Genomic DNA, 26,846 nt, shown 5'->3' with positions numbered 1-26,846 from the left:
TTCCCCAGGAAACTGGGGAAACGCCAAACCGGGCAGCGATGATACCTTGACACGTCTAACCCTGGCGTTAGATGTCATGGGAGGAGATTTTGGGCCTTCCGTGACAGTGCCTGCAGCATTGCAGGCACTGAACTCTAATTCTCAACTCACACTTCTTTTAGTCGGTAATCCCGACACAATCACGCCATTACTTGCAAAAGCTGACTTTGAACAACGTTCACGTCTGCAGATTATTCCTGCGCAGTCAGTTATTGCCAGTGATGCCCGGCCATCGCATGCGATCCGCAACAGTCGCGGAACATCAATGCGCATTGCGTTGGAGCTGGTAAAAGAAGGGCGGGCAGAAGCCTGCGTTAGCGCGGGTAACACCGGTGCGCTAATGGGGCTGGCGAAATTAATGCTCAAGCCCATTCAGGGGATTGAGCGTCCTGCGTTGGTGACGGTATTGCCGCACCAACAAAAGGGCAAAACGGTGGTGCTCGATCTGGGGGCCAACGTCGATTGTGATAGTACAATGCTGGCCCAGTTTGCCATCATGGGGTCGGTGTTAGCTGAAGAAGTTGTGGGGATTTCAAATCCCCGGGTTGCGTTGCTGAACATCGGTGAAGAAGAGACAAAAGGCCTGGATAGCATTCGTGAAGCCGCAGAATTGCTAAAATCCGCACCGTCAATTAACTATATTGGCTATCTTGAAGCTAATGAATTATTGACCGGTAAGACTGATGTTCTGGTGTGTGATGGATTCACTGGCAACGTGACGTTAAAAACGATGGAAGGGGTCGTGAGAATGTTCCTTTCTCTGCTCAAATCGCAGGGGGATGGGAAAAAAACGGCCTGGTGGCTGATTTTATTGAAGCGTTGGTTACAAAAGAGCCTGACGCGGCGATTCAGTCACCTCAACCCCGACCAGTATAATGGCGCCTGTCTGTTAGGATTGCGCGGCACGGTGATTAAGAGTCATGGTGCGGCCAATCAGCGAGCGTTTACCGTCGCCATTGAACAGGCAGTGCAGGCGGTGCAGCGACAAGTCCCACAGCGGATTGCCGCTCGCCTGGAATCTGTATTAGCAAAAAGTGACTGAGCGTACATGTATACGAAGATTTTAGGTACCGGCAGTTTTCTGCCCAAACAAGTGCGAACTAACGCCGATCTGGAAAAAATGGTCGATACCTCTGACGAGTGGATTGTCACACGCACAGGTATCCGTGAGCGCCGTATCGCCGCGCCTGATGAAACAGTTTCCACCATGGGCTATGAAGCAGGCCTCCGCGCGCTGGAAATGGCCGGTGTGGATAAAGATGAGATCGGTTTGATCATTGTCGCGACCACCTCTTCGACTCACGCGTTCCCGAGTGCAGCGTGCCAGATTCAGGGCATGATGGGTATTAAGGGTTGTCCTGCGTTTGACGTTGCTGCCGCGTGTGCTGGTTTCACTTATGCGCTTAGCATTGCCGATCAGTATGTAAAATCGGGCGCAGTAAAATATGCGTTAGTGATTGGCGCAGATGTGCTGGCGCGAACCTGCAACCCAGAAGATCGTGGCACGATTATTATCTTTGGCGATGGCGCGGGCGCTGTCCTGCTGGGTCAGTCAGAAGAGCAGGGTATTATCTCGACGCATTTACACGCTGACGGCAGTTATGGTGAGCTGCTGACGCTCCCTAACGCGGATCGTGTTAACCCGGACAATTCGATCTTCCTGACGATGGCAGGAAATGAAGTGTTTAAGGTTGCCGTGACGGAATTGGCTCATATCGTCGATGAAACGCTGTCCGAGAACAATCTTGAACGTTCAGCGCTCGACTGGCTGGTTCCGCATCAGGCTAACCTGCGTATTATTAGTGCCACGGCGAAAAAGCTGGGCATGTCGATGGATAATGTTGTTGTGACGCTCGATCGCCATGGCAATACCTCTGCGGCGTCCGTACCCTGCGCATTTGACGAAGCGGTACGCGATGGACGAATTAAACGAGGCCAACTGGTCTTGCTTGAAGCCTTTGGTGGCGGTTTCACCTGGGGCTCCGCGCTGGTTCGTTTCTAATTAAGGATTAAAAATGACGCAATTTGCTTTTGTGTTCCCGGGCCAAGGGTCTCAGGCGGTTGGGATGTTGTCTGATTTAGCGGCAAACAACCCTATTATCGAAGAGACTTTCCGAGAAGCTTCTGATGCTCTGGGTTATGATCTTTGGGCGTTGACTCAGCAGGGGCCAGCAGAAGAGCTGAATAAGACCTGGCAAACCCAGCCTGCGTTACTGACGGCGTCAGTGGCGTTATGGCGTGTATGGCAGCAGCAGGGCGGCAAAACCCCAGCGCTGTTGGCGGGTCACAGCCTGGGTGAATACTCCGCGCTGGTTTGTGCGGGCGTGATTGCTTTTGCTGATGCCGTACGCCTGGTAGAAATGCGTGGCAAATTCATGCAGGAAGCGGTGCCAGAAGGCACCGGTGCGATGTCTGCAATCATCGGGCTAGATGATGCTTCTATTGCCAAAGCCTGTGAAGAATCAGCAGAAGGTCAGGTTGTTTCACCGGTTAACTTTAACTCGCCGGGCCAGGTGGTTATTGCCGGGAACAAAGAAGCTGTTGAGCGCGCAGGCGCCGCCTGTAAAGCTGCGGGCGCAAAGCGTGCGCTGCCACTGCCTGTCAGCGTTCCGTCTCATTGCGCGTTGATGAAACCGGCTGCTGTTAAGCTGGCGGCAGAGCTCGAAAAAATTACGTTTAACGCACCCGCTGTGCCTGTCGTGAACAATGTTGATGTGAAATGCGAAACGGCGCCGGAAGCGATTCGCGATGCGCTTGTTCGCCAGCTTTATAGCCCCGTACAGTGGACCAAAACCGTTGAGTTTATGGCCTCACAGGGCGTTGAGCATCTTTTCGAAGCCGGTCCGGGAAAAGTCCTGACCGGTCTGACAAAACGTATTGTTGATACCATGACTGCATCGGCTATTAACGAGCCGGAAGCCCTGTCAGCGGCACTCTCGCAATAAAAGAGGAACACCATGAGTTTTGAAGGAAAAATCGCGCTGGTAACGGGCGCAAGCCGCGGTATCGGACGTGCAATCGCTGAAACACTTGTCGCGCGTGGCGCGAAAGTCATTGGTACAGCTACCAGTGAAAATGGCGCTCAAGCCATCAGCGAATACTTAGGTGCAAATGGTAAAGGCCTGGTACTGAATGTGACCGATCCTGCATCTATCGAATCTGTTCTGGGAAATATTCGCGCAGAGTTTGGCGAAGTTGATATTCTGGTAAATAATGCCGGTATCACTCGTGACAACCTCCTGATGCGAATGAAAGATGATGAGTGGGACGATATTATCGAAACCAACCTGTCATCAGTATTCCGTCTGTCAAAAGCGGTAATGCGCGCTATGATGAAAAAGCGTTATGGTCGCATTATCACTATTGGTTCTGTGGTCGGTACCATGGGAAATGCTGGTCAGGCCAACTACGCTGCGGCGAAAGCGGGTCTGATTGGTTTCAGTAAGTCGCTAGCGCGTGAAATTGCGTCTCGTGGCATTACTGTTAACGTTGTTGCTCCGGGTTTTATTGAAACGGACATGACGCGTGCGCTGACTGATGATCAGCGTGCGGGTACACTGGCGGCAGTTCCTGCGGGGCGTTTAGGCTCCCCAAATGAAATCGCCAGTGCGGTGGCATTTTTAGCCTCTGACGAAGCGGGTTACATCACTGGTGAAACCCTCCACGTCAACGGCGGGATGTACATGGTTTAACCACGAGCTACACAAAATCATTCAGGTTGGATCAAGGCGGCATGGCCGATAAGACCTGGCGCACAGATTACTCTGTGACCGGAATCTGAGGGCGCTACCAACGAAGAAGCGGCCTGAATGAAGAAGTGTAGAAAAAAATTTGCGTTATTAGGGCGAAAGGCCGCAAAATAACGTAAAATCGTGGTGAGACTTGCCGGGATTTAGTTGCAAATTTTTCAACATTTTATACACTACGAAAACCATCGCGAAAGCGAGTTTTGATAGGAAATTTAAGAGTATGAGCACTATCGAAGAACGCGTTAAGAAAATTATCGGCGAGCAGCTGGGCGTTAAGCAGGAAGAAGTTGTGAACTCCGCTTCCTTTGTTGAAGACCTGGGCGCAGATTCTCTTGACACCGTTGAGCTGGTAATGGCTCTGGAAGAAGAGTTTGATACTGAGATTCCGGACGAAGAAGCTGAGAAAATCACCACCGTTCAGGCTGCCATTGATTACATCAACGGTCACCAGGCGTAAGTGAACATCTCCAGGCGGTCATTCGACCGCCTGAGTTTTATCTTTTTCATTAACCACCACTCTCTTTTTTTATCCCTCCCTGGAGGACATACGTGTCTAAGCGTCGTGTAGTTGTGACCGGACTTGGCATGTTGTCTCCTGTCGGCAATACCGTAGAGTCCACCTGGAAAGCTCTCCTTGCCGGTCAGAGCGGCATCAGCCTAATCGACCATTTCGATACTAGCGCCTACGCAACGAAATTTGCTGGCTTAGTAAAGGATTTTAACTGTGAAGAATTCATCTCACGCAAAGAACAGCGCAAGATGGATGCCTTCATTCAATATGGAATTGTCGCTGGCGTTCAGGCCATGCAGGATTCTGGCCTTGAAATAACGGAAGAGAACGCTACCCGAATTGGTGCCGCTATTGGCTCCGGGATTGGCGGTCTAGGTCTGATCGAGGAAAACCATACCTCTTTGGTCAATGGTGGCCCACGTAAAATCAGCCCATTCTTCGTTCCGTCCACGATTGTTAACATGGTGGCCGGTCACCTGACCATCATGTTTGGCCTCCGTGGCCCAAGCATCTCTATCGCAACTGCCTGTACTTCTGGTGTGCATAACATCGGCCAGGCTGCGCGTATCATCGCTTACGGTGATGCCGACGCAATGGTTGCGGGTGGTGCAGAAAAAGCCAGTACCCCGCTGGGTGTGGGTGGTTTCGGTGCAGCGCGTGCGCTGTCTACCCGTAACGATAACCCTCAGGCGGCAAGTCGTCCGTGGGACAAAGACCGTGATGGTTTTGTTCTGGGTGACGGTGCTGGCATGATCGTACTCGAAGAGTATGAGCACGCGAAAAAACGCGGTGCGAAAATTTATGCTGAAATCATTGGCTTCGGCATGAGTAGTGATGCTTATCACATGACCTCACCACCGGAAGATGGCGCAGGTGCTGCGCTGGCAATGGTTAATGCTATTCGCGATGCCGGTATCGAACCGGGCCAGATTGGCTATGTGAACGCTCACGGCACCTCGACACCTGCTGGCGATAAAGCCGAAACGCAGGCTGTTAAATCAGTCTTTGGCGAGGCAGCAAGCCGCATTATGGTGAGCTCAACCAAATCCATGACCGGTCACCTGTTGGGTGCGGCAGGCGCGGTAGAGTCAATCTACTCCATCCTGGCGTTGCGCGATCAGGCTGTTCCGCCAACCATTAACCTGGATAATCCAGATGAAGGTTGCGACCTGGATTTCGTACCGCACGAAGCACGTCAGGTTACTGGCCTGGAGTATACCCTGTGTAACTCCTTCGGATTTGGCGGCACGAATGGTTCTCTGATCTTTAAAAAGATCTGAAGCCCGCTGTCAGATTGCGTTAAATGAAAAGGTCCGCTTGTCGGGCCTTTTTTATTCCGTTTTTTCCCCTTGTTCTGCATTATTCGTCCTGCCAAACTATTTGGCCATGCAAAAGGAGCGACCATGTTCTTCATTAATGGCCACAAGCAGGATTCTCTTCCCGCAAACGACAGGGCGATCCAGTTTGGCGATGGCTGTTTCACGACAGCGCGCATCGTCAACGGTGAGGTGTGTTTTCTTGCCGCGCATCTCCAGCGTTTGCAGAGTGCATGCGAAAGACTGCTCATCCCCTTCGAACAGTGGCCCGAGCTCCAGCGCGAAATGCGTGAAAGGGCTCTGGGAAATGAGCAGGGTGTTTTGAAAGTGATCATTAGCCGTGGCAGCGGGGGACGTGGATACAGCGCGGCCAGCTGTCATCAGCCGACGCGTATTCTCTCTGTTTCTGATTATCCCGCACATTATGACGCCTGGCGCCGTAAAGGCATCACCTTAGAATTGAGTCCCGTTCGACTCGGCCGTAACCCCATGCTGGCGGGAATCAAACATCTCAATCGGCTTGAACAGGTCTTAATCCGTACTCATCTTGAACAGTCAGGGGCAGATGAAGCTCTGGTTCTTGACAGTGAAGGGTTCATTACGGAATGCTGTGCGGCCAATTTACTCTGGCGTAAAGGGAATGAGGTGTTGACGCCGAAAGTCGATCAGGCTGGCGTCAATGGCATCATGCGGCAGTATTGTTTGCAACAACTGGCACAAGCTGGCTTTCGCGTTGTCGAAATTAACGCAGGCGAAGACGCACTTTTGGCTGCCGATGAGGTGGTCATTTGCAATGCGTTGATGCCGGTCGTACCCGTTCGCAGTTACGGTGAACGCTGCTGGTCGTCGCGTGAGTTGTACTCGTTCTTAGCCCCACTGTGTGAGCAAGTGAAATCGTCATGAAAAAAATGTTGCGTTTTGTCCTCCTGCTTATCGTTGTGCTGGGTATTGCAGGCGGGGTAGGACTATGGAAAGTTCGCCAGATGGCGGACAGTAAAATTCTGATTAAAGAAGAGACTGTTTTCACATTGAAAGCAGGAACCGGGCGTCTGGCGCTGGGTGAACAGCTTTACAGCGACAAAGTGATTAACCGTCCGCGCGTATTCCAGTGGCTGCTGCGTATTGAGCCGGAGCTGTCTCACTTTAAGGCCGGGACCTATCGCTTTACGCCAGGTATGACGGTAAGAGAGATGCTGGAACTGCTGGAGAGTGGAAAAGAGGCGCAATTCCCCCTGCGATTCGTGGAAGGTATGCGCCTGAGTGACTACCTGAAACAGCTCCGCGACGCGCCTTATATCAGCCATACGCTGAAAGATGACAGCTACGCCACCGTTGCGGACGTCCTTAAGCTGGAACATCCGGAATGGGTTGAAGGCTGGTTCTGGCCCGACACCTGGATGTATACCGCCGGAACAACCGATGTGGCTATTCTTAAACGTGCGCACACCAAAATGGTGACGGCCGTTGATAAAGCCTGGGAAGGACGTGCGGAAGGGCTGCCTTATCAGGATAAAAATCAGTTTGTGACAATGGCGTCAATCGTTGAAAAAGAGACGGCTCTCGCACGCGAGCGCGATCAGGTGGCGTCGGTATTTATCAATCGCCTGCGTATCGGTATGCGTCTGCAAACCGATCCGACGGTGATTTATGGCATGGGTGAAGACTACAAGGGCAAGATCACGCGTAAGGATCTGGAGACGCCAACCGCGTATAATACTTACGTGATTGGCGGCTTACCGCCTGGACCGATTGCCACCCCGAGCCAAGCCTCTCTGGATGCTGCGGCGCATCCGGCAAAAACTCCGTATCTCTATTTTGTGGCCGATGGCAAAGGTGGGCACACCTTTAACACCAACCTGGTGAGTCACAATCGCTCTGTTCAGGACTATCTGAAAGCACTTAAGGAAAAAAATGCGCAGTAATTACATCGTCATTGAGGGGCTGGAAGGCGCCGGGAAAACCACGGCACGAAATGTGGTGGTGGACACACTTAAAGAACTCGGCATCGAGCAGATGGTTTTCACCCGTGAACCGGGTGGCACACAACTGGCCGAGAAGCTCAGAAGCCTGGTGCTGGACATCAAATCCGTTGGCGACGAAGCGATCGACGTAAAAGCCGAAGTGCTGATGTTTTACGCTGCGCGCGTACAGCTGGTTGAAACGGTAATTAAACCGGCGCTGGCGGAAGGCCAGTGGGTGATTGGGGATCGCCATGATTTATCCACTCAGGCTTATCAGGGCGGTGGCCGAGGCATTGATCAACAAATGCTGGCAACACTGCGTAACGCTGTGCTGGGTGATTTTCGCCCAAACCTGACGCTTTATCTGGATGTGACCCCAGAAGTGGGTCTGAAGCGTGCCCGTGCCCGCGGTGAGCTGGATCGTATCGAACAAGAGTCATTGGATTTCTTTAATCGCACTCGTGCCCGTTATTTAGAGTTGGCCGCGCAGGATGACTCGATTCGTACGATTGACGCCACGCAGTCGCTTGAGGATGTCACGCGCTCTATTCGTGAGACCATCACCGCATGGTTACAGGAGCAACAGGCATGAAATGGTATCCATGGTTGCGTCCGCACTTTGATCAGCTTATAAGCAGCTATCAGGCCGGTCGGGGGCATCATGCGCTACTGATTCAGGCGTTACCCGGTATGGGTGACGACGCCCTCATTTATGCACTCACGCGTTTTTTAATGTGCCAGCAGCCAGAAGGGCATAAAAGCTGTGGAAAGTGTCGTGGCTGCCAGCTGATGCAGGCAGGCACACATCCAGATTACTACACTCTGGAACCTGAAAAGGGTAAGAGCTCGCTCGGTATTGATGCCGTGCGCGAAGTCAGCGAAAAACTGTACGAGCACGCCAGGCTGGGTGGTGCGAAAGTCGTCTGGCTGAAAGATGCGGCTCTCCTGACCGAGGCGGCCGCCAACGCGCTGTTAAAAACGCTGGAAGAGCCACCTGAAAAAACCTGGTTCTTTATGTCGTGCCGTGAACCGGGACGATTGCTGGCGACGCTGCGCAGTCGTTGTAGGCTGCATCATCTTGCCGCCCCCTCAGAAGCATGGGCATTAACCTGGCTTGAACGAGAAGTGACGGTGTCACAAGATGCGGCGTTAACGGCGCTTAGATTGAGCAGCGGCGCACCCGCTGCGGCGTTAGAACTACTGCAAAAAGATCGTTGGGTCCAGCGGGAGCAGCTCTGTCAAGCATTCAGTCAGGCTCTGGATAACCGTGATTGGTTCAGTCTGGTGAGCACCCTGAATCACGATCAGGCCACGTCGCGCTTGCACTGGCTGGCCTCCTTACTGTTGGACGCGCTAAAACTTCAGCAAAGCGCCACGCTTCTGAGCAACGCCGATGCCTGGCCACTGGTGAACACCCTGGCAAACCAACTTTCTGATGCGAAATTGCGTGCCATTCTTCATGATATTTGCGCTTGCCGCGAACAACTCTTGACGGTCACTGGACTCAATCGCGAACTGGTGCTCACCGATCTTTTCCTGCGTATCGAACGTTACTTACAACCCGGCGCGCTGCTGCCTGCTTCCCATCTCTGAGAGAGACATTATGTTTTTAGTCGACTCACACTGCCATCTCGATGGCCTGGATTATCAATCTCTGCATAAAAACGTGGATGACGTGCTTGAAAAAGCCGCCGCTCGCGATGTGAAATTTTGTCTGGCGGTCGCCACCACGTTACCCGGATACCGCTCTATGCGCGATCTGGTGGGCGAGCGCGATAACGTTGTTTTCTCCTGCGGTGTGCATCCGTTAAATCAGGATGAAGAGTATGACGTAGAAGCGTTGCGTCGTATGGCAGCGGAAGAGGGCGTGGTTGCGATGGGGGAGACAGGGCTGGATTATTTTTACACGCCAGAAACAAAACCACGTCAGCAAGAGTCGTTTCGCCATCACATCCGTATCGGACGCGAGCTGAACAAACCGGTTATCGTGCACACCCGCGATGCACGCGCTGACACACTGGCCATCCTTCAGGAAGAAAACGTGACGGATTGCGGTGGCGTACTACACTGTTTCACAGAAGACAGAGAAACGGCGGGTAAGCTGCTTGATTTAGGTTTTTATATCTCGTTTTCGGGGATCGTGACGTTTCGTAACGCTGAGCAGCTGCGTGATGCTGCGCGTTATGTGCCTCTCGACCGTATTCTGGTGGAAACAGACTCTCCTTATCTGGCACCGGTACCGCATCGCGGTAAAGAAAATCAGCCAGCCATGACGAGAGACGTGGCTGAATATATGGCCGTACTGAAAGGCGTGAGCCTTGAAGAGCTGGCTCGTGCCACCACGGAAAACTTTGCCAGCCTGTTCCACATCGACCCCGCCCGCCTGCAATCTCGTTGAAAGACCTGTTTTTTTTAGGCTCGTAATTAATAAACAAAGCGAGTAAAGTTCACCGCCTTATTTGGGGCGGTGACAGTGTTTTTTGACATATCTGGACATGCTTTTTGTAAATAACTGCAAGTTTTTCGATCGTCATAAGCTGAAACGTGATAGCCGTCAAACAAAGTCTCAGGGATTTATTTTACCCTGTGTAATAAATAAAGGGCGCTTAGATGTCCTGTCCACGGCGCGGTTCTCCCCCCGTGCCCATGCGTGAAAGCGTAAAAAAAAGCACAAATACTCAGGAGCACTCTCAATATGTTTAAGAATGCATTTGCTAACCTGCAAAAGGTCGGTAAATCGCTGATGCTGCCAGTATCCGTACTGCCTATCGCAGGTATCCTGCTGGGCGTCGGTTCTGCAAACTTCAGCTGGCTGCCAGCCGTAGTCTCTCACGTGATGGCCGAAGCAGGCGGTTCTGTTTTTGCTAACATGCCGCTGATCTTCGCGATCGGTGTCGCTCTGGGCTTCACCAATAACGACGGTGTATCCGCTCTGGCTTCCGTTGTGGCTTACGGCATCATGGTGAAAACCATGGCTGTGGTTGCGCCGCTGGTACTGCACTTACCTGCTGAAGAAATCGCAGCGAAACACCTGGCTGATACCGGTGTTCTCGGCGGTATCATCTCGGGTGCTATTGCAGCCTATATGTTCAACCGCTTCTATCGCATCAAGCTGCCAGAATATCTGGGCTTCTTCGCGGGCAAGCGTTTTGTCCCTATCATTTCTGGTCTGGCAGCGATTTTTACCGGTGTGGTCCTGTCCTTCATCTGGCCACCGATTGGTTCCGCGATCCAGACCTTCTCTCAGTGGGCTGCATACCAGAACCCGGTTGTCGCGTTCGGTATCTACGGTTTCGTTGAGCGCTGCCTGGTGCCGTTTGGTCTGCACCACATCTGGAACGTTCCTTTCCAGATGCAGATTGGTGAATACACCAACGCTGCAGGTCAGGTGTTCCACGGCGATATCCCACGTTATATGGCAGGTGACCCAACTGCAGGCAAACTGTCTGGTGGCTTCCTGTTCAAAATGTACGGTCTGCCGGCTGCTGCGATTGCTATCTGGCACTCTGCTAAACCAGAGAACCGTGCAAAAGTGGGCGGTATCATGATTTCCGCAGCGTTGACCTCGTTCCTGACCGGTATCACCGAGCCGATCGAGTTCTCCTTCATGTTCGTTGCGCCGATCCTGTACATCATCCACGCGGTTCTGGCTGGCCTGGCGTTCCCAATCTGTATCCTGTTGGGTATGCGTGACGGTACCTCGTTCTCGCACGGTCTGATCGACTTCATCGTGCTGTCTGGTAACAGCAGCAAGCTGTGGCTGTTCCCTATCGTGGGTGCGTGCTACGCAGTGGCGTACTACACCATCTTCCGTGTGCTGATCAAAGCACTGGACCTGAAAACCCCAGGTCGTGAAGATGCGTCTGACGATGTGAAAGCGACAGCGACCGGTGAAATGGCTCCAGCACTCGTTGCGGCATTCGGCGGTAAAGAAAACATCACTAACCTGGACGCGTGTATCACCCGTCTGCGTGTCAGTGTTGCTGATATCGCTAAAGTCGACCAGCCTGGCCTGAAGAAATTGGGCGCAGCAGGCGTAGTTGTTGCAGGTTCTGGTGTTCAGGCCATCTTCGGAACCAAATCCGATAACCTGAAAACCGAAATGGATGAGTACATCCGCAGCAACTAAGTGGTGATTTGGGGAGACTAAGGCAGCCGAATGGCTGCCTTTTTTATTGCCAACTGAAAACCACGTCCTGTGGGCGTGGTCATCAAGTGGTTTTGGCTCTGCCTTATTGTTTTGGGATTTAAATCTCACAGGACAGGTAGAGACTTGTTTAAGGGTTTTGGTGCGCCCTTTTAGGGCGAAATCAATGCCGGCTTCTATGAAGGCGGATTTTTATTGCCCGAAATAAAAAGGGAGCCCTCTGGCTCCCTTTGCATACCGTTAATAACTTAGAACTGATAGCTGGCCGTTACGCTAACGTTGCGTGGTTCGCCATAAACAAGTGAACCCTGGACGTTGGTATCGTAGGTTTTATCGAACAGGTTGTTCAGGTTACCCTGGACGGAGAGGTTTTTCGTCACCTGATAGCGGGTGAACAAGTCAACAAGCGCGTAGCTGCCCTGTTCTGCACGCCATGTGCCATAAGGTGTCGCAACATCGCTGTAGACACTGTTCTGCCAGTTAACGCCACCGCCAACGGTCAAGGCAGGCAGTGCCGGCAGACGGTAACGGGTGAACAGTTTAACCGTCGTGCGTGGCAGATTCGGGTTAACCGCCTTGCCATCGCTATCTTCTGCGACGTAACGCGTTGCACCAAAGGTCATCTGCCAGTTATCGGTCAGAGCGCCGTTGAGTTCAAATTCCACACCTTTACTGACGGTGCCATCAACACCTTCATAAGCCGTATCGGTTGATCCCTGAATCGTTCGGCCAGTGCTTTGCGCCACGTTATCTTGTTCAATACGGAACACGGATAGGGTGGTGGTCAGGCGGCTGTTCATCCAGTCAGATTTCAAACCGACTTCATAGTTATTACCGGTGACAGGCGAGAGGTATGTGCCCGAGCTGTCGCGGTAATTTTGTGGCTGGAAGATAGAGGTATAGCTTGCGTAAGTCGACCAGTTATCGTCGATGTCGAACACCAGGCCGGCGTAAGGGGTGGTGTGATTTTTCTCCATACCATACGTCATGGTATCGACACGCCAGTTGGTGTAACGAGCGCCAAGGATCAAGTGCAGCGGGTCAGCCAGAGAGATACGGGTCGCGGCATACAGCGACTTCATATAGGTTTTGTCATCCTGGGCGAGGCTTTGTGATCCCCAGTTTGTCTCCGGGAAATTGCCGTCGTAGTCATAGAAACTGCCCAGTTCTTCAGGGAAAACGTTCGCCCATGAGTTGGTGTAACGGTTGGTCTGACGACTGTAGCTGCCACCAAACATCACGGTGTGCTGACGGCCTAACAGCTCGTAACCGCCGTCCGCGAACAGATCCACTGCGTCTACTTTACGTTTGCCGCTGTTCCAGCCTGTACCACCAACATAGCCAAAGTCAGGGCCATAATTAACGTAGGGACCGGTCAACATACCGGTGCTTTTATCAACGTAGGCATCGAGGTACATGGCTTTACTGTCGAACTTCGCTTCGGTATGGGTCGCATTCAGCGTGGCTTGCCAGTTGTCTGCAAAGCGCTGCTTCACGGTCGCAAAGAATTTGTTGAACTCTTTGTCGTTGTAAGCCCAGTCCGGTGCAGTGCTGTGTGCGCGATCGTAATGTCTCACACTTCCATCGGTATTCCAGCGCGGTAAGCCGCCCCAGGTCTGATTGTTAACGTCGATACGTTGATATTCATACCCCGCGGACAGCGACGTCGTCTCGCCTAAGTCTGCGTCAACAATTCCAGAGAAGAAGGTTTTCTTTTGATTGTATCGGTCAAGCCAGGAGTCGTTGTCCTGATAACCGGCCACGATACGCGCGCGAACATTGCCATCATCAGTCAACGGACTTTGCATATCCATGACATAGCGCTGTTTGTTCCAGCTACCATATTCCGCAGAAAGATTGCCTTTAAACTCACGGCTAGTGGCATGTTTACGCACCATGTTGATAGCAGCCGAAGGATTACCGGTTCCGGTCATCAATCCATTCGCACCACGCACGACTTCAATACGTTCAAACAGTGCTGTATCAGAAAGGGCGTCACCCAGGTTCCAGCGTGATTCGAAATAGGTCGGGATGCCATCAACCATGTAGTTATCAATCTGGAAACCGCGCGAGTAATAGCTGCTACGGTCGGAATCAGCGGTGCTTTTGCTGATCCCCATGGTGCTATCCATCACATCACCCAGCGTTTGTAATTGCTGATCTTCCATGCGCTGTTCGCTAACGATGGTGACAGACTGAGGAATATCGCGCTGCACCATCTGCATTTTGGTGCCAACGGTGGTCGTTTTTACGCTGTAATCCTGCTCGTCATTTGCAGTACCAGACTGAGAGCCGTCTACAATGACCGTATCTTCGGTTGGTGCGGCGAAACTTGCGGTAGGCATCAATGCCATAGCAATGCAGGCTGCCAGCAACGTGGGTGTTGCGGCAGGCTGACGTTGCCCATCCCTGGAGTGATTAATGAAAGACATCATCAAACCCTTTCTGAGTGAAGTGTGAATTTACTGCCCCAGTCCCGATAACGGTCGGAGGTCATTTCTATGTTAAAAATGCGCATGAAAATGCAAATGCGAAATATACGCATTAGGATTCGCTATGTAAACAGATGTAACTAGTTCACTTGAAATTATGTTTTAGTCCTGCTGAAAGGCAGGAAAGGTCACTCGGCGACCAGGAAATTCGCACTCAGGAAAGAAATCGAGGGATAAGGTTGAAAGGACAGGAGAAAGTCGCTCATACTCTTGTGTTGTGCCACAGAGCAACAGGTCGCCATAAGACTCTTACCGTGGTTGCCACACCAGACTAAACACACAAGGAAAACGTCATGGCTGAAGAAACCATTTTCAGTAAAATTATCCGCCGCGAAATTCCGGCCGATATCGTGTATCAGGATGAACTGGTCACGGCTTTCCGCGACATTTCGCCACAGGCACCGACACACATCCTTATTATCCCCAATATTCTGATTCCGACGGTCAACGACGTGAAAGCCGAGCATGAAGTGGCGTTAGGCCGTATGCTGACGGTAGCCGCGAAAATTGCTGAGCAGGAAGGTATTGCAGAAGACGGTTACCGTCTGATCATGAACTGTAATCGTCATGGCGGGCAGGAAGTTTATCATATTCACATGCATCTCCTGGGCGGTCGTCCGCTCGGATCGATGCTGGCGCATAAAGGTCTTTGACATGCAAAGAGGGCGTATTGCTGTTCTGGTATTGGCTATTGTGTTGGCGGGCTGTAGCTCGCGTCCCGCGATCCCGGTCAGCGATGAACAGACGCTGGTAATGGAATCGTCGGTTCTGGCTGCGGGGATCACCGCCGAGGCGCCGACATTGACGCTCAGCGACATCCAGCCATCGGCGTCCTCCACGCTCTATAACGAAAGACATGAGCCTGTCACCATCCATTATCGGTTTTTCTGGTATGACGTGAGAGGGCTGGAGATGCATCCGCTGGAAGCGCCACGCACCGCCGTTATTCCGGCAAATTCCTCTGTTACGCTTTATGGCAGCGCTAATTATCTGGGTGCGCATAAAGTCAGACTGTATCTTTATTTGTAAGGGGTAAACCTTGATTAGAAATTTGAGCCGTTACGCGCTCGTTACCGCTTTTGCACTCTTCCTGTCGGGCTGTATCACCCGCACAGAACAACAGCCCGCGCCGGTCGATGAGGCCAAACCGGGTACCGAGCAGCCCGCGCAACCGACGCAGCCGGTGCCTACGGTGCCGTCCGTGCCAACTATTCCTGCGCAGCCAGGCCCAATCGAACATCCTGATCAAACCTCGCAGCCTGCGCCACGCGTACGTCACTATGACTGGAACGGCGCGATGCAACCGATGGTTGGCAAAATGTTGCAGGCGCAAGGGGTAACGGCAGGTAGCGTGTTGCTGGTGGACAGCGTGAATAACCGTACCAACGGAACGCTCAATGCCGGTGAAGCGACCGAAACCCTGCGCAATGCGCTGGCGAATAACGGCAAGTTTACGCTGGTGTCCGCACAGCAACTGGCCGTCGCGAAACAGCAACTGGGCCTTTCACCGCAGGACAGCCTGGGCTCGCGCAGCAAAGCAATGGGTATCGCGCGTAATGTAGGGGCACAATATGTCCTCTATTCCAACGCAACCGGCAACGTGAATACGCCAGCGCTGCAAATGCAGCTGATGCTGGTTCAGACAGGTGAAATTATCTGGTCAGGTAAAGGTGCCGTTTCGCAACAATAACGTCACGCGCGAAGACCTCATTTCGCGCTATTTCCCGTCGTATCGCCTTATCGCGCCGCAAACCCACGCCGGGTTTAGCGGCGCGAGCTGCATTATTGAGGAGGGCGAAAACCGTCTGGTTTTGCGTCAGCATCATGATGCTGCCGCGCCCGCGTTTCATTTTCGTCGTCAATATAATGCCCTCAAGCGGCTTCCCTCGGATGTCGTGCCTGATCCGCGCTTCTTCAAGCATGGCTGGATGGCTGTTGAGTTTCTTGCGGGTGAGATTAAATCAGCGCTTCCCGATGCGCCAACGCTCGCGGGCATGCTGTATCATCTGCATCGGCAATCTCGCCTCGGCTGGCGTATCACGGTTTTGCCGCTTCTGGACTATTACTGGCAGCAGGCGGCGCCCGGCAGGCATACGCCTTTCTGGCTGGCAACGCTGAAGAGGTTGCGTACGCGCGGCGAACCGTACCCGCTACGGTTAGCCCCATTGCATATGGATGTTCACGCCGGAAATATCGTGCATACCCGAACGGGCGAAAGGCTGATTGACTGGGAGTATGCCGGTGACGGTGATGTCGCACTGGAGCTGGCAGCAGTCTGGGCACCCACGGAAGATGCCCGGCTGGCGCTGATTCGCGCCTATGCACAGACGGCGAATATGAGCGTCCATGCGCTGGCGCAACAGGTAAAACGCTGGCGGCCGTGGGTGCTGATGCTGATGGCGGGCTGGTACGAGCTTCGCTTTAGCCAGTCGGGCGACAAACAATTTATTGCGCTGGCAGACGATGCCTGGCGACAGTTACAAACTAAAGGATAAGAGAGGTTCGTGTGGGTCCAGTAATGTTGGATGTCGAAGGGTATGAACTGGATGCGGAAGAGCGCGAGATTCTGGCGCATCCGCTTGTTGGGGGCCTGATTCTGTTTACCCGCAACTATCACGATCCAGAGCAGGTGCGCGAGCTTGTCCGCCAAATCCGCGCGGCATCGCGCAATCATCTGGTGGTGGCGGTGGATCAGGAAGGTGGGCGCGTTCAGCGTTTTCGTGACGGATTTACCCGTCTGCCTGCCGCACAATCATTCGCTGCGTTGATGGGAACAGAAGAGGGCGGCAATCTGGCGCAAGAGGCCGGCTGGCTGATGGCGAGCGAAATGATCGCCATGGATATCGACATCAGTTTTGCACCCGTGCTGGATGTGGGCCATATCAGCGCCGCAATTGGCGAGCGTTCCTATCATGAAGATCCGCACATCGCCCTGGCGATGGCGACGCGCTTTATTGACGGAATGCATGATGCCGGGATGAAAACCACCGGCAAGCATTTCCCTGGGCACGGCGCGGTCACGGCGGATTCGCACAAAGAGACACCGCGCGATCCGCGTCCGGAAGCGGTGATTCGCGCCAAGGATATGTCGGTGTTCCGCTCCCTGATTACCGACAATAAACTCGACGCCATCATGCCAGCGCATGTGATTTACAGTGATGTCGATCCGCGCCCGGCCAGCGGGTCCTCGCACTGGCTGCAAACGGTGTTGCGTAAAGAGCTCGGTTTTAACGGCGTAATTTTCTCTGACGATTTGTCGATGGAAGGGGCGGCGATTATGGGCAGCTACGCGGAGCGCGGACAAGCGTCGCTGGACGCAGGTTGCGATATGATCCTTGTCTGCAATAATCGTAAAGGTGCGGTTAGCGTGTTAGATAACCTGTCGCCGATCAATGCTGAACGTGTTACACAATTGTATCATAAAGGTTCATTTAGCCGTCAGGAGCTAATGAGCAGCGCTCGCTGGAAAACGGTGAACGCGCAGCTCGAGGCACTCAATGAGCGCTGGCAGGCACACAAAGCGGGCCAATAACCATCCCGGAAGACGTAGTGTGGCGAGGAAACGATGATCATTTATTTGCACGGTTTTGACTCGAACAGTCCTGGTAACCATGAGAAAGTGCTGCAGCTGCAGTTTATCGATCCGGACGTGCGGCTGATTAGCTACAGTACGCGCCATCCAAAGCATGACATGCAGCATCTGCTCAAAGAAGTGGACAAAATGCTGCAGCTCAATGTCGACGAACGCCCGCTGATTTGTGGCGTCGGTCTCGGCGGCTATTGGGCGGAGCGTATCGGTTTTCTCTGCGATATTCGCCAGGTCGTCTTCAACCCGAATCTGTTCCCTGAAGAGAACATGGAAGGCAAAATCGACCGGCCTGAAGAGTATGTTGATATCGCCACAAAATGCGTCAGTAATTTCCGCGAGAAAAACCGCGATCGCTGCCTCGCGATCCTCTCCCGACAGGATGAGGCGCTGAACAGCCATCGCGCGGCGGAGTTTTTGCACCACTATTATGAGATTGTGTGGGATGAAGAGCAGACCCACAAATTCAAGAATATCTCCCCGCATTTACAGCGCATCAAAGCCTTCAAGACTCTGGGTTAACCCTTTCTGAAGATTCTCTGGCCCGGCGGCGAAAGCTTGCCGGGCTTTGTCTTTGCTACAATTGTGCAAATTTAAAGCGGCAAAACTTGATTCATATCAATTTTGGTATGACCAATGCGCCTTGCGTGTTATTCTCAATACCAATGAATGGTTTCAGTGCTGTAACCTGTTGTTAATTAAGGGTTATTTTTATAACTTTTAATTAACAATTGGTTAATAATTTGAGGGGGTCACATTGACTACGCCATTGAAAAAGATAGTGATTGTAGGCGGCGGCGCAGGTGGGCTGGAGCTGGCAACACAACTCGGTAAAAAACTGGGTCGTGGTAAGAAAGCCAAAATTACGCTGGTCGATCGTAACCACAGCCATCTGTGGAAACCGCTGCTGCACGAAGTGGCAACCGGTTCACTGGATGAAGGTGTGGATGCCCTGAGCTATCTGGCGCACGCGCGTAATCACGATTTCCAGTTCCAGCTGGGTTCGGTGATGGACATCAACCGTGAGAGCAAAACCATCACGCTCGCTGAGCTGCGAGATGAGAAAGGTGAGCTGCTGGTGCCGGAGCGCAAACTGCCGTATGACACGCTGGTGATGGCGCTGGGTAGTACCTCTAACGACTTCAATACGCCGGGCGTGAAAGATCACTGCATCTTCCTGGATAACCCGCATCAGGCGCGTCGTTTCCATCAGGAAATGCTCAATCTATTCCTGAAATATTCCAATAATCTTGGCGCGAACGGCAAAGTGAATATCACGATTGTCGGTGGCGGGGCGACGGGCGTTGAACTGTCTGCTGAGCTGCACAATGCGGTAAAACAGCTTCACAGCTACGGTTATAAAGGGTTGACCAACGATGCACTGAACGTGACGCTGGTCGAAGCTGGCGAACGTATTCTGCCTGCATTGCCACCGCGTATTTCAGGCGCTGCGCACAGCGAGCTGACCAAAATGGGCGTGCGTGTTCTGACGCAAACCATGGTCACCAGTGCCGATGCTGGCGGTCTGCACACCAAAGATGGCGAGTACATTCAAGCGGATCTGATGGTCTGGGCTGCGGGTATCAAAGCGCCTGATTTCATGAAAGAGATTGGCGGCCTGGAAACGAACCGCATCAACCAGCTCGTCGTTGAACCGACGCTGCAAACCACGCGCGATCCGGATATCTATGCGATTGGTGACTGCGCATCTTGTGCGCGCCCGGAAGGTGGATTCGTACCACCGCGTGCGCAGGCGGCTCATCAGATGGCAAGCCTGGCGCTGCATAACATCCTGGCGCAGACGAAGGGCAAAACCCTCAAGTCATACGTCTACAAAGACCATGGCTCGCTGGTTTCACTGTCGAACTTCTCAACCGTGGGCAGCCTGATGGGTAACCTGATGCGTGGCTCTATGATGGTTGAAGGGCGTATTGCGCGCTTCGTGTATATTTCGCTGTACCGCATGCATCAGGTCGCGCTGCACGGTTATTTCAAAACCGGTTTGATGATGCTGGTGGGCAGCATTAACCGCGTGATTCGTCCACGTCTTAAACTGCACTAATCTCAACCTCCTCCGGTCCCACCGGAGGGGTTTTTTAGCCTCTCGTCCTGTCATCCCCCTCTGAAAGTCCAGGAGTTCTCCGAAAGGTATTCATGGTCGCTCAACCCCTCTGTTTTTGATCCTTATTCTGATTGGCGAAGTCTGTCTTTGATTGCAAAATTGTTACTAACAGCAACAAAGGAGGAAGTCCCGTGAATAAATCAATGTTGGCGGGTATAGGGATTGGCGTGGCTGCTGCGCTCGGCGTGGCGGCGGTTGCCAGTCTTAACGTGTTTGAGCGTGGCCCGCAATACGCACAAGTTGTATCAGCAACACCCATTAAAGAATCCGTGAAAACGCCTCGTCAGGAGTGCCGCAACGTGGCCGTAACCCATCGTCGTCCGGTACAGGATGAAAATCGCATCGCAGGTTCTGTTCTGGGTGCGGTAGCGGGTGGTGTGATTGGTCATCAGTTTGGCGGTGGGCGCGGGAAAGATGTTGCCACGGTCGTCGGTGCATTAGGCGGGGGATATGCGGGTAATCAGGTCCAGGGCGCGATGCAGGACGGAGATACCTACACCACCACGCAGCAGCGTTGTAAAACTGTCTACGATAAGTCAGAAAAAATGCTGGGTTACGACGTGACCTATAAGATCGGCGATCAGCAGGGCAAAATCCGAATGGATAAAGATCCCGGCACCCAAATTCCACTGGATGGCAATGGCCAACTGGTTTTGAATAACAAGGTGTGAAAAAAGCAGTTCTTTGAATTTGGCTCCTCACGCGCTCAGGCTGAGGAGCCTTTTTTTGCTGTAAAACAGTTGTTAAAGGTCAAATTCATGATGCTGGCGCAGGAGCAGAAATCCTGTAATCAGCACTGAGATAAATGCAAACAGCACTGAACCCCCACATAAAATCCACAGACCAAATAACAATGTAATTACTATTAGCACTTTGAATAATGGTAATAGCAAAATCATCTTTATTTTCCTTCCGCATGTGTACAGTCAGAAAGTGCCTTTGTCATCGACAGAAATAATGTACCGCCGCATCGGTCGGGAAAAGGTAAAGCTACGGTTATTAGCGTCTTCGTGACGTGAACGACTCTCCATGAATGGCGGCTAATCATTAGCAGCACAATAATCACCATTTAAGAGTAGCAAACGAGGCGCTTTTCGAGATAGATTTGACCTATTGTTCAACAGGCCAAATCTTATTTCTGACGATATATTCAGCCTTTGAGCAGCTCAGGCCAGAGCCGCAGCGTGGTATGAGTGATTTTTTGCAACTTTTCAATTCCCGCACCTTCACGCGCGCTGATCGACATGCCCTGCAGGATGCAACTCAAGAACTGGGTTAATTCTACAGTATCGCAATCCGCTGGAATCTCGCCCCGCGCCTGACGCTGGCGTAAAAACGCACCCAGCGTCTCTTCCTGCATGGCGTGACGCGACTTCACGGTGTTGGCGATCGCTTTCGACGAGGCCGCGAGCGTGGCGGAAGTGTTGATCATGAAACAGCCCGCTGGCGTCTCCTTGCTGGTAAAGCATGCCGCCACCGTTGCGAAATAATCCTCTAAGGCTTGTTCAACCGTCTTCTCTTCGCAGAAAAGCTGTGCCTCATGCTTCGCCGCAAAACGGGTGATATAGCGATCCAGCACCGCACGGAACAGACCTTCTTTATTGGTAAATTCTGCGTACAGCGTAGGGGCTTTCGCGCCAGTGGCTTCGACCAGATCGGACAAAGACGTGGCTTCGTAGCCGTGTTGCCAGAAAAGTGTCATGGCCTTATCAAGCGCCGCATCCCTGTCGAACACCTTCGGTCGGCCACGGCTTTTTTTAGCGCAACTCGTGATGTCGGTTGTCATAGCCGTTGTACCTCGGTTGGTTTGTTGAACGACCATTATAAAAATAATAGACAGTGGCGACCAGCATTGATTTTATAAAAATAAATTAATCATATGAATATGATTAATATGAGGTTTTAAATTAATTTAACGATCATTATAAAATAGTGTTGACGTGTGACGTAGATCACATCTATCATTTACCTATCGATCGTTAAGTAATTAACTTACGACCTCCTAATCATCTGCTAAAGGCTACTCATCATGAAAAACGTAAAAACGCTGATCGCTGCTGCTTTTCTAAGCTCACTCTCTTTCGCAAGCTTTGCGGCTGTTGAAGTGCAATCCACTCCTGCAGACCAGCAAAAAGTGGGCATTATTTCCGCTAACGCAGGGACTAACCTGGGTTCACTGGAAGATCAGCTGGCGCAAAAAGCTGACGAAATGGGCGCAAAATCTTTCCGCATCACGTCAGTGACTGGCCCGAACACGCTGCACGGCACCGCTGTTATTTATAAATAAGCCTGGCGAAACCCTCATATTTGCCACTGCAATAAAAAAGGCCCTGCATCACTGCGGGGCCTTTTTTTGTTCACTCGTTAGAGGGGTTGTTGAGTGACTCCGGGATGCGGCGTCACATCCACCGGCATGCCTGAACGAATCTCCATCGCTCTTTCCATCACCGCGCTATCGGCACTGGCTTTAAACGTTTGCATAGCGGCGTTCAGGACAATCGGCAGCGTTTGCGGATCGTCACCAATATTTTTTGACAGCGGCTGGTGGATTTCGACGAGACGTTTTCCGCCCGGCTCTTCCGACACTTTAATCGGCGTGTTTAAAATATTGACCTTCGTCCCCGGTGTAATCACCCGGAACAGGGTTTCGATATCGCCATCGCGCAGGCGAATACAGCCTGAGCTCACGCGCATCCCAATCCCAAAATCAGCATTCGTTCCGTGTAGCAAATAGACGCCGCCGTAGGCCGCCAGACGGATGGCATGATGGCCCATCGGGTTGTCGGGACCCGCCGGAACGACAGCAGGTAAATCAATTCCCTGCGCTTTGTAACGCGCGCGGATATTGGCGGTCGGCGTCCAGGTTGGGTTTGCACGTTTATCCGACACCGTCGTCACCATCGTTGGCGTTAAGGTATCGCCGCCTAACTGACCGATACCGATCGGGTACACCGTCACCTCTTTTTTCCCTGGCGGGTAATAATAGAGGCGCAATTCAGCCAGGTTGATCACCAGCCCTTCACGCGGCGCGTCAGGTAACAGCGTTTGCAGCGGAATCGTGAGAACGCTGCCCGCGCGCGGAACGTAAGGATCGACGCCTGGGTTCGCCTGTAACAACGCCAGAAAGCCGACGTTATATTTTTTCGCGATCGCTTCAAGCGATCCGCCATCATTTTCCACGACGTGAAATTTATTTTCACCCACCAGTCGGCTACCGGCGGACGGCAGAGGCCAGGTGTTAGCGTGAGCGGGAAGGGCAATCGCCACCGCCGCCGCAAGCGCGAAAAAGGTTATCCAGCGAGTCAAACGCAACGTCATCATTATCACCAAAATCCATAGTAATAGTAAGGTTATTGATAGGTAAAAGTTAATTGATAATTATGGCGAATGGATGTGTCGGGAAACGCAGGGGGATTGAAAGATTGTGTAAATATCAGGCCCCGATAACCCGCGTTACCGGGGCCTGGAACGCACTACGCTACTGCATTTTCTTCCAGTTGACGCATAAAGTTGCGCACCCATTCCATGCGCGTTTTACGGTCGGCCAGTTCCTGAGTGAACTTCAGACGCGTCGGGCCATCCAGGCGGAAATGCTGCGGCTGCTTCTGCAACAAGCCGATCAGCCACATCGGATCGACATGGTTTTTCTCAGCAAATTCAACCGTACCGCCTTTCTCATTCCCTTCAAGCTTGCGAATGCCCAGCTTCTGCGCCTGCTGACGCAGCCGGGCAATATCGAGCAGGTTGCGCGCGGGATCCGGCAGCAAACCAAAGCGGTCAATAAGCTCGACTTTAATTTCCTCAAGCTCAGACTCTTTTTTGGCGCTGGCGATGCGCTTATAGAACGACAGGCGCGTGTTAACGTCAGGGATAAAATCATCCGGCAGCAGGGAAGGCATGCGCAGTTCGACCTCCGTTTGCTGGCTGGTGAGATCCTCCAGCGACGGCTCGCGCCCGGCTTTCAACGCATCAACCGCGTTTTCGAGCAGTTCCATATACAGCGAGAAGCCGATAGTTTCCATTGATCCGCTCTGATCTTCACCCAGCAATTCGCCCGCGCCACGGATCTCCAGATCGTGCGTCGCCAGCGCGAAACCTGCCCCCAAATCTTCCAGCGAGGCAATGGCTTCCAGACGTTTTTGCGCGTCGGTGGTCATCGCTTTTGGATGCGGTGTCATCAGCCATGCGTAAGCCTGGTGATGCGAGCGCCCAACGCGGCCGCGCAACTGGTGAAGCTGCGCCAGACCGAAGTGATCCGCACGTTCAATGATGATCGTGTTCGCCGTCGGAATATCGATGCCGGTTTCAATAATCGTTGTACACACCAGCACGTTAAAACGCTGGTGGTGGAAATCGTTCATCACCCGTTCCAGCTCGCGCTCGCGCATCTGCCCGTGACCGATGGCAATGCGTGCCTCCGGCACCAGTTCAGCCAGTTTATCGGCGGTTTTCTGGATGTTTTCGACATCGTTAAAGAGATAATAAACCTGCCCGCCACGTAACACTTCACGCAGGATTGCCTCACGAACCACCAGGCTATCGTATTCGCGGACAAACGTTTTCACCGCCAGACGACGCGCCGGTGGCGTGGCAATAATCGACAGATCGCGCATGCCGCTCATCGCCATATTCAGCGTACGTGGGATTGGCGTGGCGGTGAGGGTCAGAATATCGACGTCTGCACGCATCGCTTTAATGCGCTCTTTATGGCGCACACCAAAGCGGTGCTCTTCATCGACGATCAGCAGGCCTAAATCTTTCCACTTCACGTCGCTTTGCAGCAGTTTGTGCGTGCCGATCAAAATATCGATTTTGCCTTCGCGTGCCTGTTCCAGAATCTGCGTCTGCTCTTTGGCACTGCGAAAACGCGACAGCATCTCGATCCGCACCGGCCAGTTGGCGAAGCGATCGCGGAAGTTGTCGTAGTGCTGCTGGGCGAGCAGAGTGGTTGGCACCAGCACTGCGACCTGTTTGTTATTTTCGACCGCCAGGAAGGTGGCGCGCATCGCGACTTCCGTTTTACCGAAGCCCACGTCGCCGCATACCAGACGATCCATTGCCAGCGGCTGGCACATGTCGCTCAGCACGGCGTTAATCGCCTGGGCCTGATCGGGCGTGGTTTCAAACGGGAAACTGTCGCAGAACAATTGATACTGTTCTTTATCGTGCTTAAACGCATAGCCTGATTTCGCGGCTCGCTGGGCATAAATATCCAGCAATTCTGCCGCCACATCGCGGACTTTTTCGGCGGCTTTCTGACGCGCGCGTGCCCAGACATCACCACCCAGTCTGTGCAGCGGGGCGCTCTCTTCCGCACCGCCTGCATAGCGGCTAATCAAATGCAGCGAGGACACCGGAACGTAGAGTTTGGCGTCGCCGGAATAGGTCAGCATCAGGTATTCGCCCTTGATGCCGCCCGTTTCCAGCGTGGTCATTCCCGCGTAACGTCCCACACCGTGTTCGAGATGCACAATGGGCTGGCCAACGTGCAGCTCCGCCAGGTTGCGAATCAGCGTATCCGGGTTAATGGTGCGACGGCTGTCCTGACGACGGCGCGCCACACGCTCGCCGAGCAGATCGCTTTCACAAATCAGCGCACGATTATTCAGCGTGTCGATGAAGCCATGCTCTGCCGCACCGATCATCAGGTAGCGCCCGGCATCTGTCGCTTCGTCGAGGCGTAAAAGGCGTTTTGGCGACACTTTAATACGCGCGAGCAGTTCTCCCAGCGCTTCGCGGCGGCCTTCACTTTCGACCGAGAAAATCACCGGGCCGGTGAAGGATTCCAGGAACTTGCGCAGATTATCCAGTGGCGATTTTTGCTGCGCCTGAACGGAAAGATCGGGCAGTTTCTCGAACCCGAGATTGGTATTGGCGGCTTTCTCGGGCAGATTTTCCGTTTTGAGCTGCACGCGCGGCCATTTTTTGAGTTCCGAAAACAGCGCATCGGTACGCAGCCAAAGTTGTTCCGGTGGCAACAGCGGACGCATCGGGTCAACGCCACGGTTTTCGAATCGCGCGCGGGTTTCGTTTTCAAAACGGGTCGCGCTGGATTCCAGATCCCCGGTGTTCACAATCAGCGTATTCGCCGGGAAATAGCTGAACAGCGCGGGAAGGGGTTCACTAAAGAACAGCGGTTGCCAGTATTCAATCCCCGCTGGCAGCGTGCCTTTGCTTACCTGCTGGTAAATATGTTCGGCGTCGCGCTTCACATCAAACTTGTCGCGCCACTGGCTGCGGAACAGCTCGATGGCCGTTTTATCCGTTGGGAATTCATGCGCGGGCAGTAAATTGATGGCGTCGACTTCCTCCAGCGTGCGCTGGGTGTCGGCGTCAAATACGCGCAAACTGTCGATTTCATCGTCGAAGAAATCCAGGCGATACGGCTGGTCGCTGCCCATCGGATACAGATCCAACAGCGCACCGCGCGTGGCATATTCGCCGTGCTCCATCACCTGATCGACGTGGCGATAACCGGCGCTATCCAGCTGCGTACGCAGGGCGTCGCGCGATAGCCGTTCACCTTTTTTCATCACCAGTGCGTGACCGTGCAGATAACTGTGCGGACACACGCGCTGCATCAACGTATTCACTGGGACAATCAATACGCCGCGCTGCATGGTCGGCAGCTGATACAGCGTCGACAGGCGCGAGGAGATGATCTCCTGGTGCGGGGAGAAACTGTCGTACGGCAGCGTTTCCCAGTCGGCGAGGTTAAAGACCAGACTGTCGGTAAACTGGCGAATTTCGTCGTGCAGACGCAATGCGTTTTGCATATCCGGGGCCACCAGGACCACCGGACCCGCATGGCGCTCAGCGATCTCCGCCACGAGCGTGGCGCAGGCTGCACCCGTCAGTTCACCTAGCTGACGTTGGTCGCCCGCTTTGCCGGGCAAGGAATAACGATATTGTTCAGGCATGGC

Annotated in this window: 25 protein-coding genes; 21 read left to right on the top strand and 4 right to left on the bottom strand. The window is 53.0% G+C overall.

Annotation, left to right across the window (positions count from 1 at the left end; translation table 11 throughout):
• The first annotated feature begins 46 nt into the window (after nucleotides 1-46).
• The 12 genes from plsX to ptsG all read left to right on the top strand — a co-directional run bounded on the left by plsX (nucleotide 47) and on the right by ptsG (nucleotide 11,705).
• Entirely contained in the window at nucleotides 47-1,081 is a 1,035-nt protein-coding gene (gene plsX, locus AC0LWE_RS05235; RefSeq protein WP_174342093.1) for a phosphate acyltransferase PlsX, read from the top strand.
• 6 nt (nucleotides 1,082-1,087) lie between these two features.
• Entirely contained in the window at nucleotides 1,088-2,041 is a 954-nt protein-coding gene (locus AC0LWE_RS05230; RefSeq protein ID WP_059178309.1) for a beta-ketoacyl-ACP synthase III, read from the top strand.
• A gap of 13 nt (nucleotides 2,042-2,054) precedes the next feature.
• Complete coding sequence (gene fabD / locus AC0LWE_RS05225; RefSeq protein WP_059178308.1) at nucleotides 2,055-2,984, top strand: ACP S-malonyltransferase; 930 nt, start codon at nucleotides 2,055-2,057, stop codon at nucleotides 2,982-2,984.
• A 12-nt stretch (nucleotides 2,985-2,996) separates the two neighbouring features.
• Nucleotides 2,997-3,731, top strand: coding sequence for a 3-oxoacyl-ACP reductase FabG (gene fabG, locus AC0LWE_RS05220; protein ID WP_012017004.1), 735 nt, complete (start codon nucleotides 2,997-2,999; stop codon nucleotides 3,729-3,731).
• A 277-nt stretch (nucleotides 3,732-4,008) separates the two neighbouring features.
• Entirely contained in the window at nucleotides 4,009-4,245 is a 237-nt protein-coding gene (gene acpP, locus AC0LWE_RS05215) for an acyl carrier protein (protein WP_003857954.1), read from the top strand.
• Nucleotides 4,246-4,337: 92 nt separating this feature from the next.
• Nucleotides 4,338-5,579: a beta-ketoacyl-ACP synthase II gene (gene fabF / locus AC0LWE_RS05210; protein WP_012017005.1), complete on the top strand. Its 1,242-nt coding sequence runs from the start codon at nucleotides 4,338-4,340 to the stop codon at nucleotides 5,577-5,579.
• 123 nt (nucleotides 5,580-5,702) lie between these two features.
• A complete protein-coding gene (gene pabC / locus AC0LWE_RS05205) occupies nucleotides 5,703-6,518 on the top strand; it encodes an aminodeoxychorismate lyase (protein WP_219346782.1) in 816 nt (271 codons plus the stop codon).
• The gene (yceG, locus tag AC0LWE_RS05200; RefSeq protein WP_219346781.1) at nucleotides 6,515-7,537 is read left to right on the top strand and encodes a cell division protein YceG; all 1,023 of its coding nucleotides are present in this window, start codon (nucleotides 6,515-6,517) and stop codon (nucleotides 7,535-7,537) included. Before pabC ends, yceG begins: the two co-directional genes overlap by 4 nt.
• Nucleotides 7,527-8,168 carry a dTMP kinase gene (gene tmk, locus AC0LWE_RS05195; protein ID WP_059178305.1) on the top strand — a complete coding sequence of 214 codons (642 nt, stop codon included), beginning with the start codon at nucleotides 7,527-7,529 and terminating at the stop codon, nucleotides 8,166-8,168. The genes yceG and tmk overlap by 11 nt, the downstream gene beginning before the upstream one ends.
• Complete coding sequence (gene holB, locus AC0LWE_RS05190; protein WP_219346780.1) at nucleotides 8,165-9,169, top strand: DNA polymerase III subunit delta'; 1,005 nt, start codon at nucleotides 8,165-8,167, stop codon at nucleotides 9,167-9,169. Before tmk ends, holB begins: the two co-directional genes overlap by 4 nt.
• Nucleotides 9,170-9,179: 10 nt before the next feature.
• Entirely contained in the window at nucleotides 9,180-9,974 is a 795-nt protein-coding gene (locus AC0LWE_RS05185; RefSeq protein ID WP_131487030.1) for a metal-dependent hydrolase, read from the top strand.
• Nucleotides 9,975-10,271: 297 nt separating this feature from the next.
• The gene (gene ptsG / locus AC0LWE_RS05180; RefSeq protein WP_059178302.1) at nucleotides 10,272-11,705 is read left to right on the top strand and encodes a PTS glucose transporter subunit IIBC; all 1,434 of its coding nucleotides are present in this window, start codon (nucleotides 10,272-10,274) and stop codon (nucleotides 11,703-11,705) included.
• Between the two features lie 266 nt (nucleotides 11,706-11,971).
• On the opposite strand, the gene fhuE is transcribed toward ptsG, so the two are convergent.
• A complete protein-coding gene (fhuE, locus tag AC0LWE_RS05175) occupies nucleotides 11,972-14,155 on the bottom strand; it encodes a ferric-rhodotorulic acid/ferric-coprogen receptor FhuE (protein ID WP_202666005.1) in 2,184 nt (727 codons plus the stop codon).
• 353 nt (nucleotides 14,156-14,508) lie between these two features.
• On the opposite strand from fhuE, the gene hinT reads away from it, so the two are divergent.
• The 8 genes from hinT to AC0LWE_RS05135 all read left to right on the top strand — a co-directional run bounded on the left by hinT (nucleotide 14,509) and on the right by AC0LWE_RS05135 (nucleotide 20,594).
• Nucleotides 14,509-14,868 (top strand): purine nucleoside phosphoramidase, encoded by a 360-nt coding sequence (hinT, locus tag AC0LWE_RS05170; RefSeq protein ID WP_059178300.1) that lies wholly within the window; start codon nucleotides 14,509-14,511, stop codon nucleotides 14,866-14,868.
• 1 nt (nucleotide 14,869) lies between these two features.
• Nucleotides 14,870-15,244, top strand: coding sequence for a YcfL family putative periplasmic lipoprotein (locus AC0LWE_RS05165; protein ID WP_059178299.1), 375 nt, complete (start codon nucleotides 14,870-14,872; stop codon nucleotides 15,242-15,244).
• A gap of 13 nt (nucleotides 15,245-15,257) precedes the next feature.
• The gene (lpoB, locus tag AC0LWE_RS05160) at nucleotides 15,258-15,905 is read left to right on the top strand and encodes a penicillin-binding protein activator LpoB (protein ID WP_131487094.1); all 648 of its coding nucleotides are present in this window, start codon (nucleotides 15,258-15,260) and stop codon (nucleotides 15,903-15,905) included.
• Nucleotides 15,886-16,710: a thiamine kinase gene (gene thiK / locus AC0LWE_RS05155; protein WP_202693683.1), complete on the top strand. Its 825-nt coding sequence runs from the start codon at nucleotides 15,886-15,888 to the stop codon at nucleotides 16,708-16,710. The genes lpoB and thiK overlap by 20 nt, the downstream gene beginning before the upstream one ends.
• 11 nt (nucleotides 16,711-16,721) lie before the next feature.
• A complete protein-coding gene (nagZ, locus tag AC0LWE_RS05150; protein ID WP_202693625.1) occupies nucleotides 16,722-17,747 on the top strand; it encodes a beta-N-acetylhexosaminidase in 1,026 nt (341 codons plus the stop codon).
• 33 nt (nucleotides 17,748-17,780) lie between these two features.
• Nucleotides 17,781-18,323, top strand: coding sequence for an alpha/beta hydrolase YcfP (gene ycfP / locus AC0LWE_RS05145; protein ID WP_059178295.1), 543 nt, complete (start codon nucleotides 17,781-17,783; stop codon nucleotides 18,321-18,323).
• 235 nt (nucleotides 18,324-18,558) lie between these two features.
• Nucleotides 18,559-19,863 carry an NAD(P)/FAD-dependent oxidoreductase gene (locus AC0LWE_RS05140; RefSeq protein WP_202666981.1) on the top strand — a complete coding sequence of 435 codons (1,305 nt, stop codon included), beginning with the start codon at nucleotides 18,559-18,561 and terminating at the stop codon, nucleotides 19,861-19,863.
• A gap of 191 nt (nucleotides 19,864-20,054) precedes the next feature.
• Entirely contained in the window at nucleotides 20,055-20,594 is a 540-nt protein-coding gene (locus tag AC0LWE_RS05135; protein WP_041689373.1) for a glycine zipper 2TM domain-containing protein, read from the top strand.
• 479 nt (nucleotides 20,595-21,073) lie between these two features.
• Here the strand turns inward: AC0LWE_RS05135 and AC0LWE_RS05130 are convergent, their stop codons facing one another.
• On the bottom strand, nucleotides 21,074-21,709 hold the full coding sequence (locus AC0LWE_RS05130) for a TetR/AcrR family transcriptional regulator (RefSeq protein ID WP_174342087.1): 636 nt from the start codon (nucleotides 21,707-21,709) through the stop codon (nucleotides 21,074-21,076).
• Nucleotides 21,710-21,952: 243 nt separating this feature from the next.
• On the opposite strand from AC0LWE_RS05130, the gene bhsA reads away from it, so the two are divergent.
• Complete coding sequence (gene bhsA / locus AC0LWE_RS05125) at nucleotides 21,953-22,210, top strand: multiple stress resistance protein BhsA (protein WP_059178292.1); 258 nt, start codon at nucleotides 21,953-21,955, stop codon at nucleotides 22,208-22,210.
• Nucleotides 22,211-22,287: 77 nt separating this feature from the next.
• Here bhsA and ldtC read toward each other — a convergent pair whose 3' ends face one another.
• Nucleotides 22,288-23,244, bottom strand: coding sequence for a L,D-transpeptidase LdtC (gene ldtC / locus AC0LWE_RS05120; RefSeq protein WP_267970649.1), 957 nt, complete (start codon nucleotides 23,242-23,244; stop codon nucleotides 22,288-22,290).
• A gap of 152 nt (nucleotides 23,245-23,396) precedes the next feature.
• Complete coding sequence (gene mfd, locus AC0LWE_RS05115) at nucleotides 23,397-26,843, bottom strand: transcription-repair coupling factor (RefSeq protein WP_219346778.1); 3,447 nt, start codon at nucleotides 26,841-26,843, stop codon at nucleotides 23,397-23,399.
• Nucleotides 26,844-26,846: the final 3 nt, after the last annotated feature.

The sequence above is a fragment of the Lelliottia sp. RD5 genome, from assembly GCF_056032945.1.
Note: the sequence above shows the minus strand (reverse complement) of the source record. Positions and strands in the feature narration are given on the sequence as shown.

Coding starts and splice junctions, on each gene's coding strand:
- AC0LWE_RS05165 (WP_059178299.1), top strand. CDS start 14,870: ATGCAAAGAGGGCGTATTGCTGTTCTGGTATTGGCTATTGTGTTGGCG.
- hinT (WP_059178300.1), top strand. CDS start 14,509: ATGGCTGAAGAAACCATTTTCAGTAAAATTATCCGCCGCGAAATTCCG.
- acpP (WP_003857954.1), top strand. CDS start 4,009: ATGAGCACTATCGAAGAACGCGTTAAGAAAATTATCGGCGAGCAGCTG.
- fabD (WP_059178308.1), top strand. CDS start 2,055: ATGACGCAATTTGCTTTTGTGTTCCCGGGCCAAGGGTCTCAGGCGGTT.
- holB (WP_219346780.1), top strand. CDS start 8,165: ATGAAATGGTATCCATGGTTGCGTCCGCACTTTGATCAGCTTATAAGC.
- ptsG (WP_059178302.1), top strand. CDS start 10,272: ATGTTTAAGAATGCATTTGCTAACCTGCAAAAGGTCGGTAAATCGCTG.
- bhsA (WP_059178292.1), top strand. CDS start 21,953: ATGAAAAACGTAAAAACGCTGATCGCTGCTGCTTTTCTAAGCTCACTC.
- mfd (WP_219346778.1), bottom strand. CDS start 26,843: ATGCCTGAACAATATCGTTATTCCTTGCCCGGCAAAGCGGGCGACCAA.
- fabG (WP_012017004.1), top strand. CDS start 2,997: ATGAGTTTTGAAGGAAAAATCGCGCTGGTAACGGGCGCAAGCCGCGGT.
- tmk (WP_059178305.1), top strand. CDS start 7,527: ATGCGCAGTAATTACATCGTCATTGAGGGGCTGGAAGGCGCCGGGAAA.
- AC0LWE_RS05230 (WP_059178309.1), top strand. CDS start 1,088: ATGTATACGAAGATTTTAGGTACCGGCAGTTTTCTGCCCAAACAAGTG.
- AC0LWE_RS05185 (WP_131487030.1), top strand. CDS start 9,180: ATGTTTTTAGTCGACTCACACTGCCATCTCGATGGCCTGGATTATCAA.
- pabC (WP_219346782.1), top strand. CDS start 5,703: ATGTTCTTCATTAATGGCCACAAGCAGGATTCTCTTCCCGCAAACGAC.
- AC0LWE_RS05130 (WP_174342087.1), bottom strand. CDS start 21,709: ATGACAACCGACATCACGAGTTGCGCTAAAAAAAGCCGTGGCCGACCG.
- ldtC (WP_267970649.1), bottom strand. CDS start 23,244: ATGATGACGTTGCGTTTGACTCGCTGGATAACCTTTTTCGCGCTTGCG.
- ycfP (WP_059178295.1), top strand. CDS start 17,781: ATGATCATTTATTTGCACGGTTTTGACTCGAACAGTCCTGGTAACCAT.
- fhuE (WP_202666005.1), bottom strand. CDS start 14,155: ATGTCTTTCATTAATCACTCCAGGGATGGGCAACGTCAGCCTGCCGCA.
- yceG (WP_219346781.1), top strand. CDS start 6,515: ATGAAAAAAATGTTGCGTTTTGTCCTCCTGCTTATCGTTGTGCTGGGT.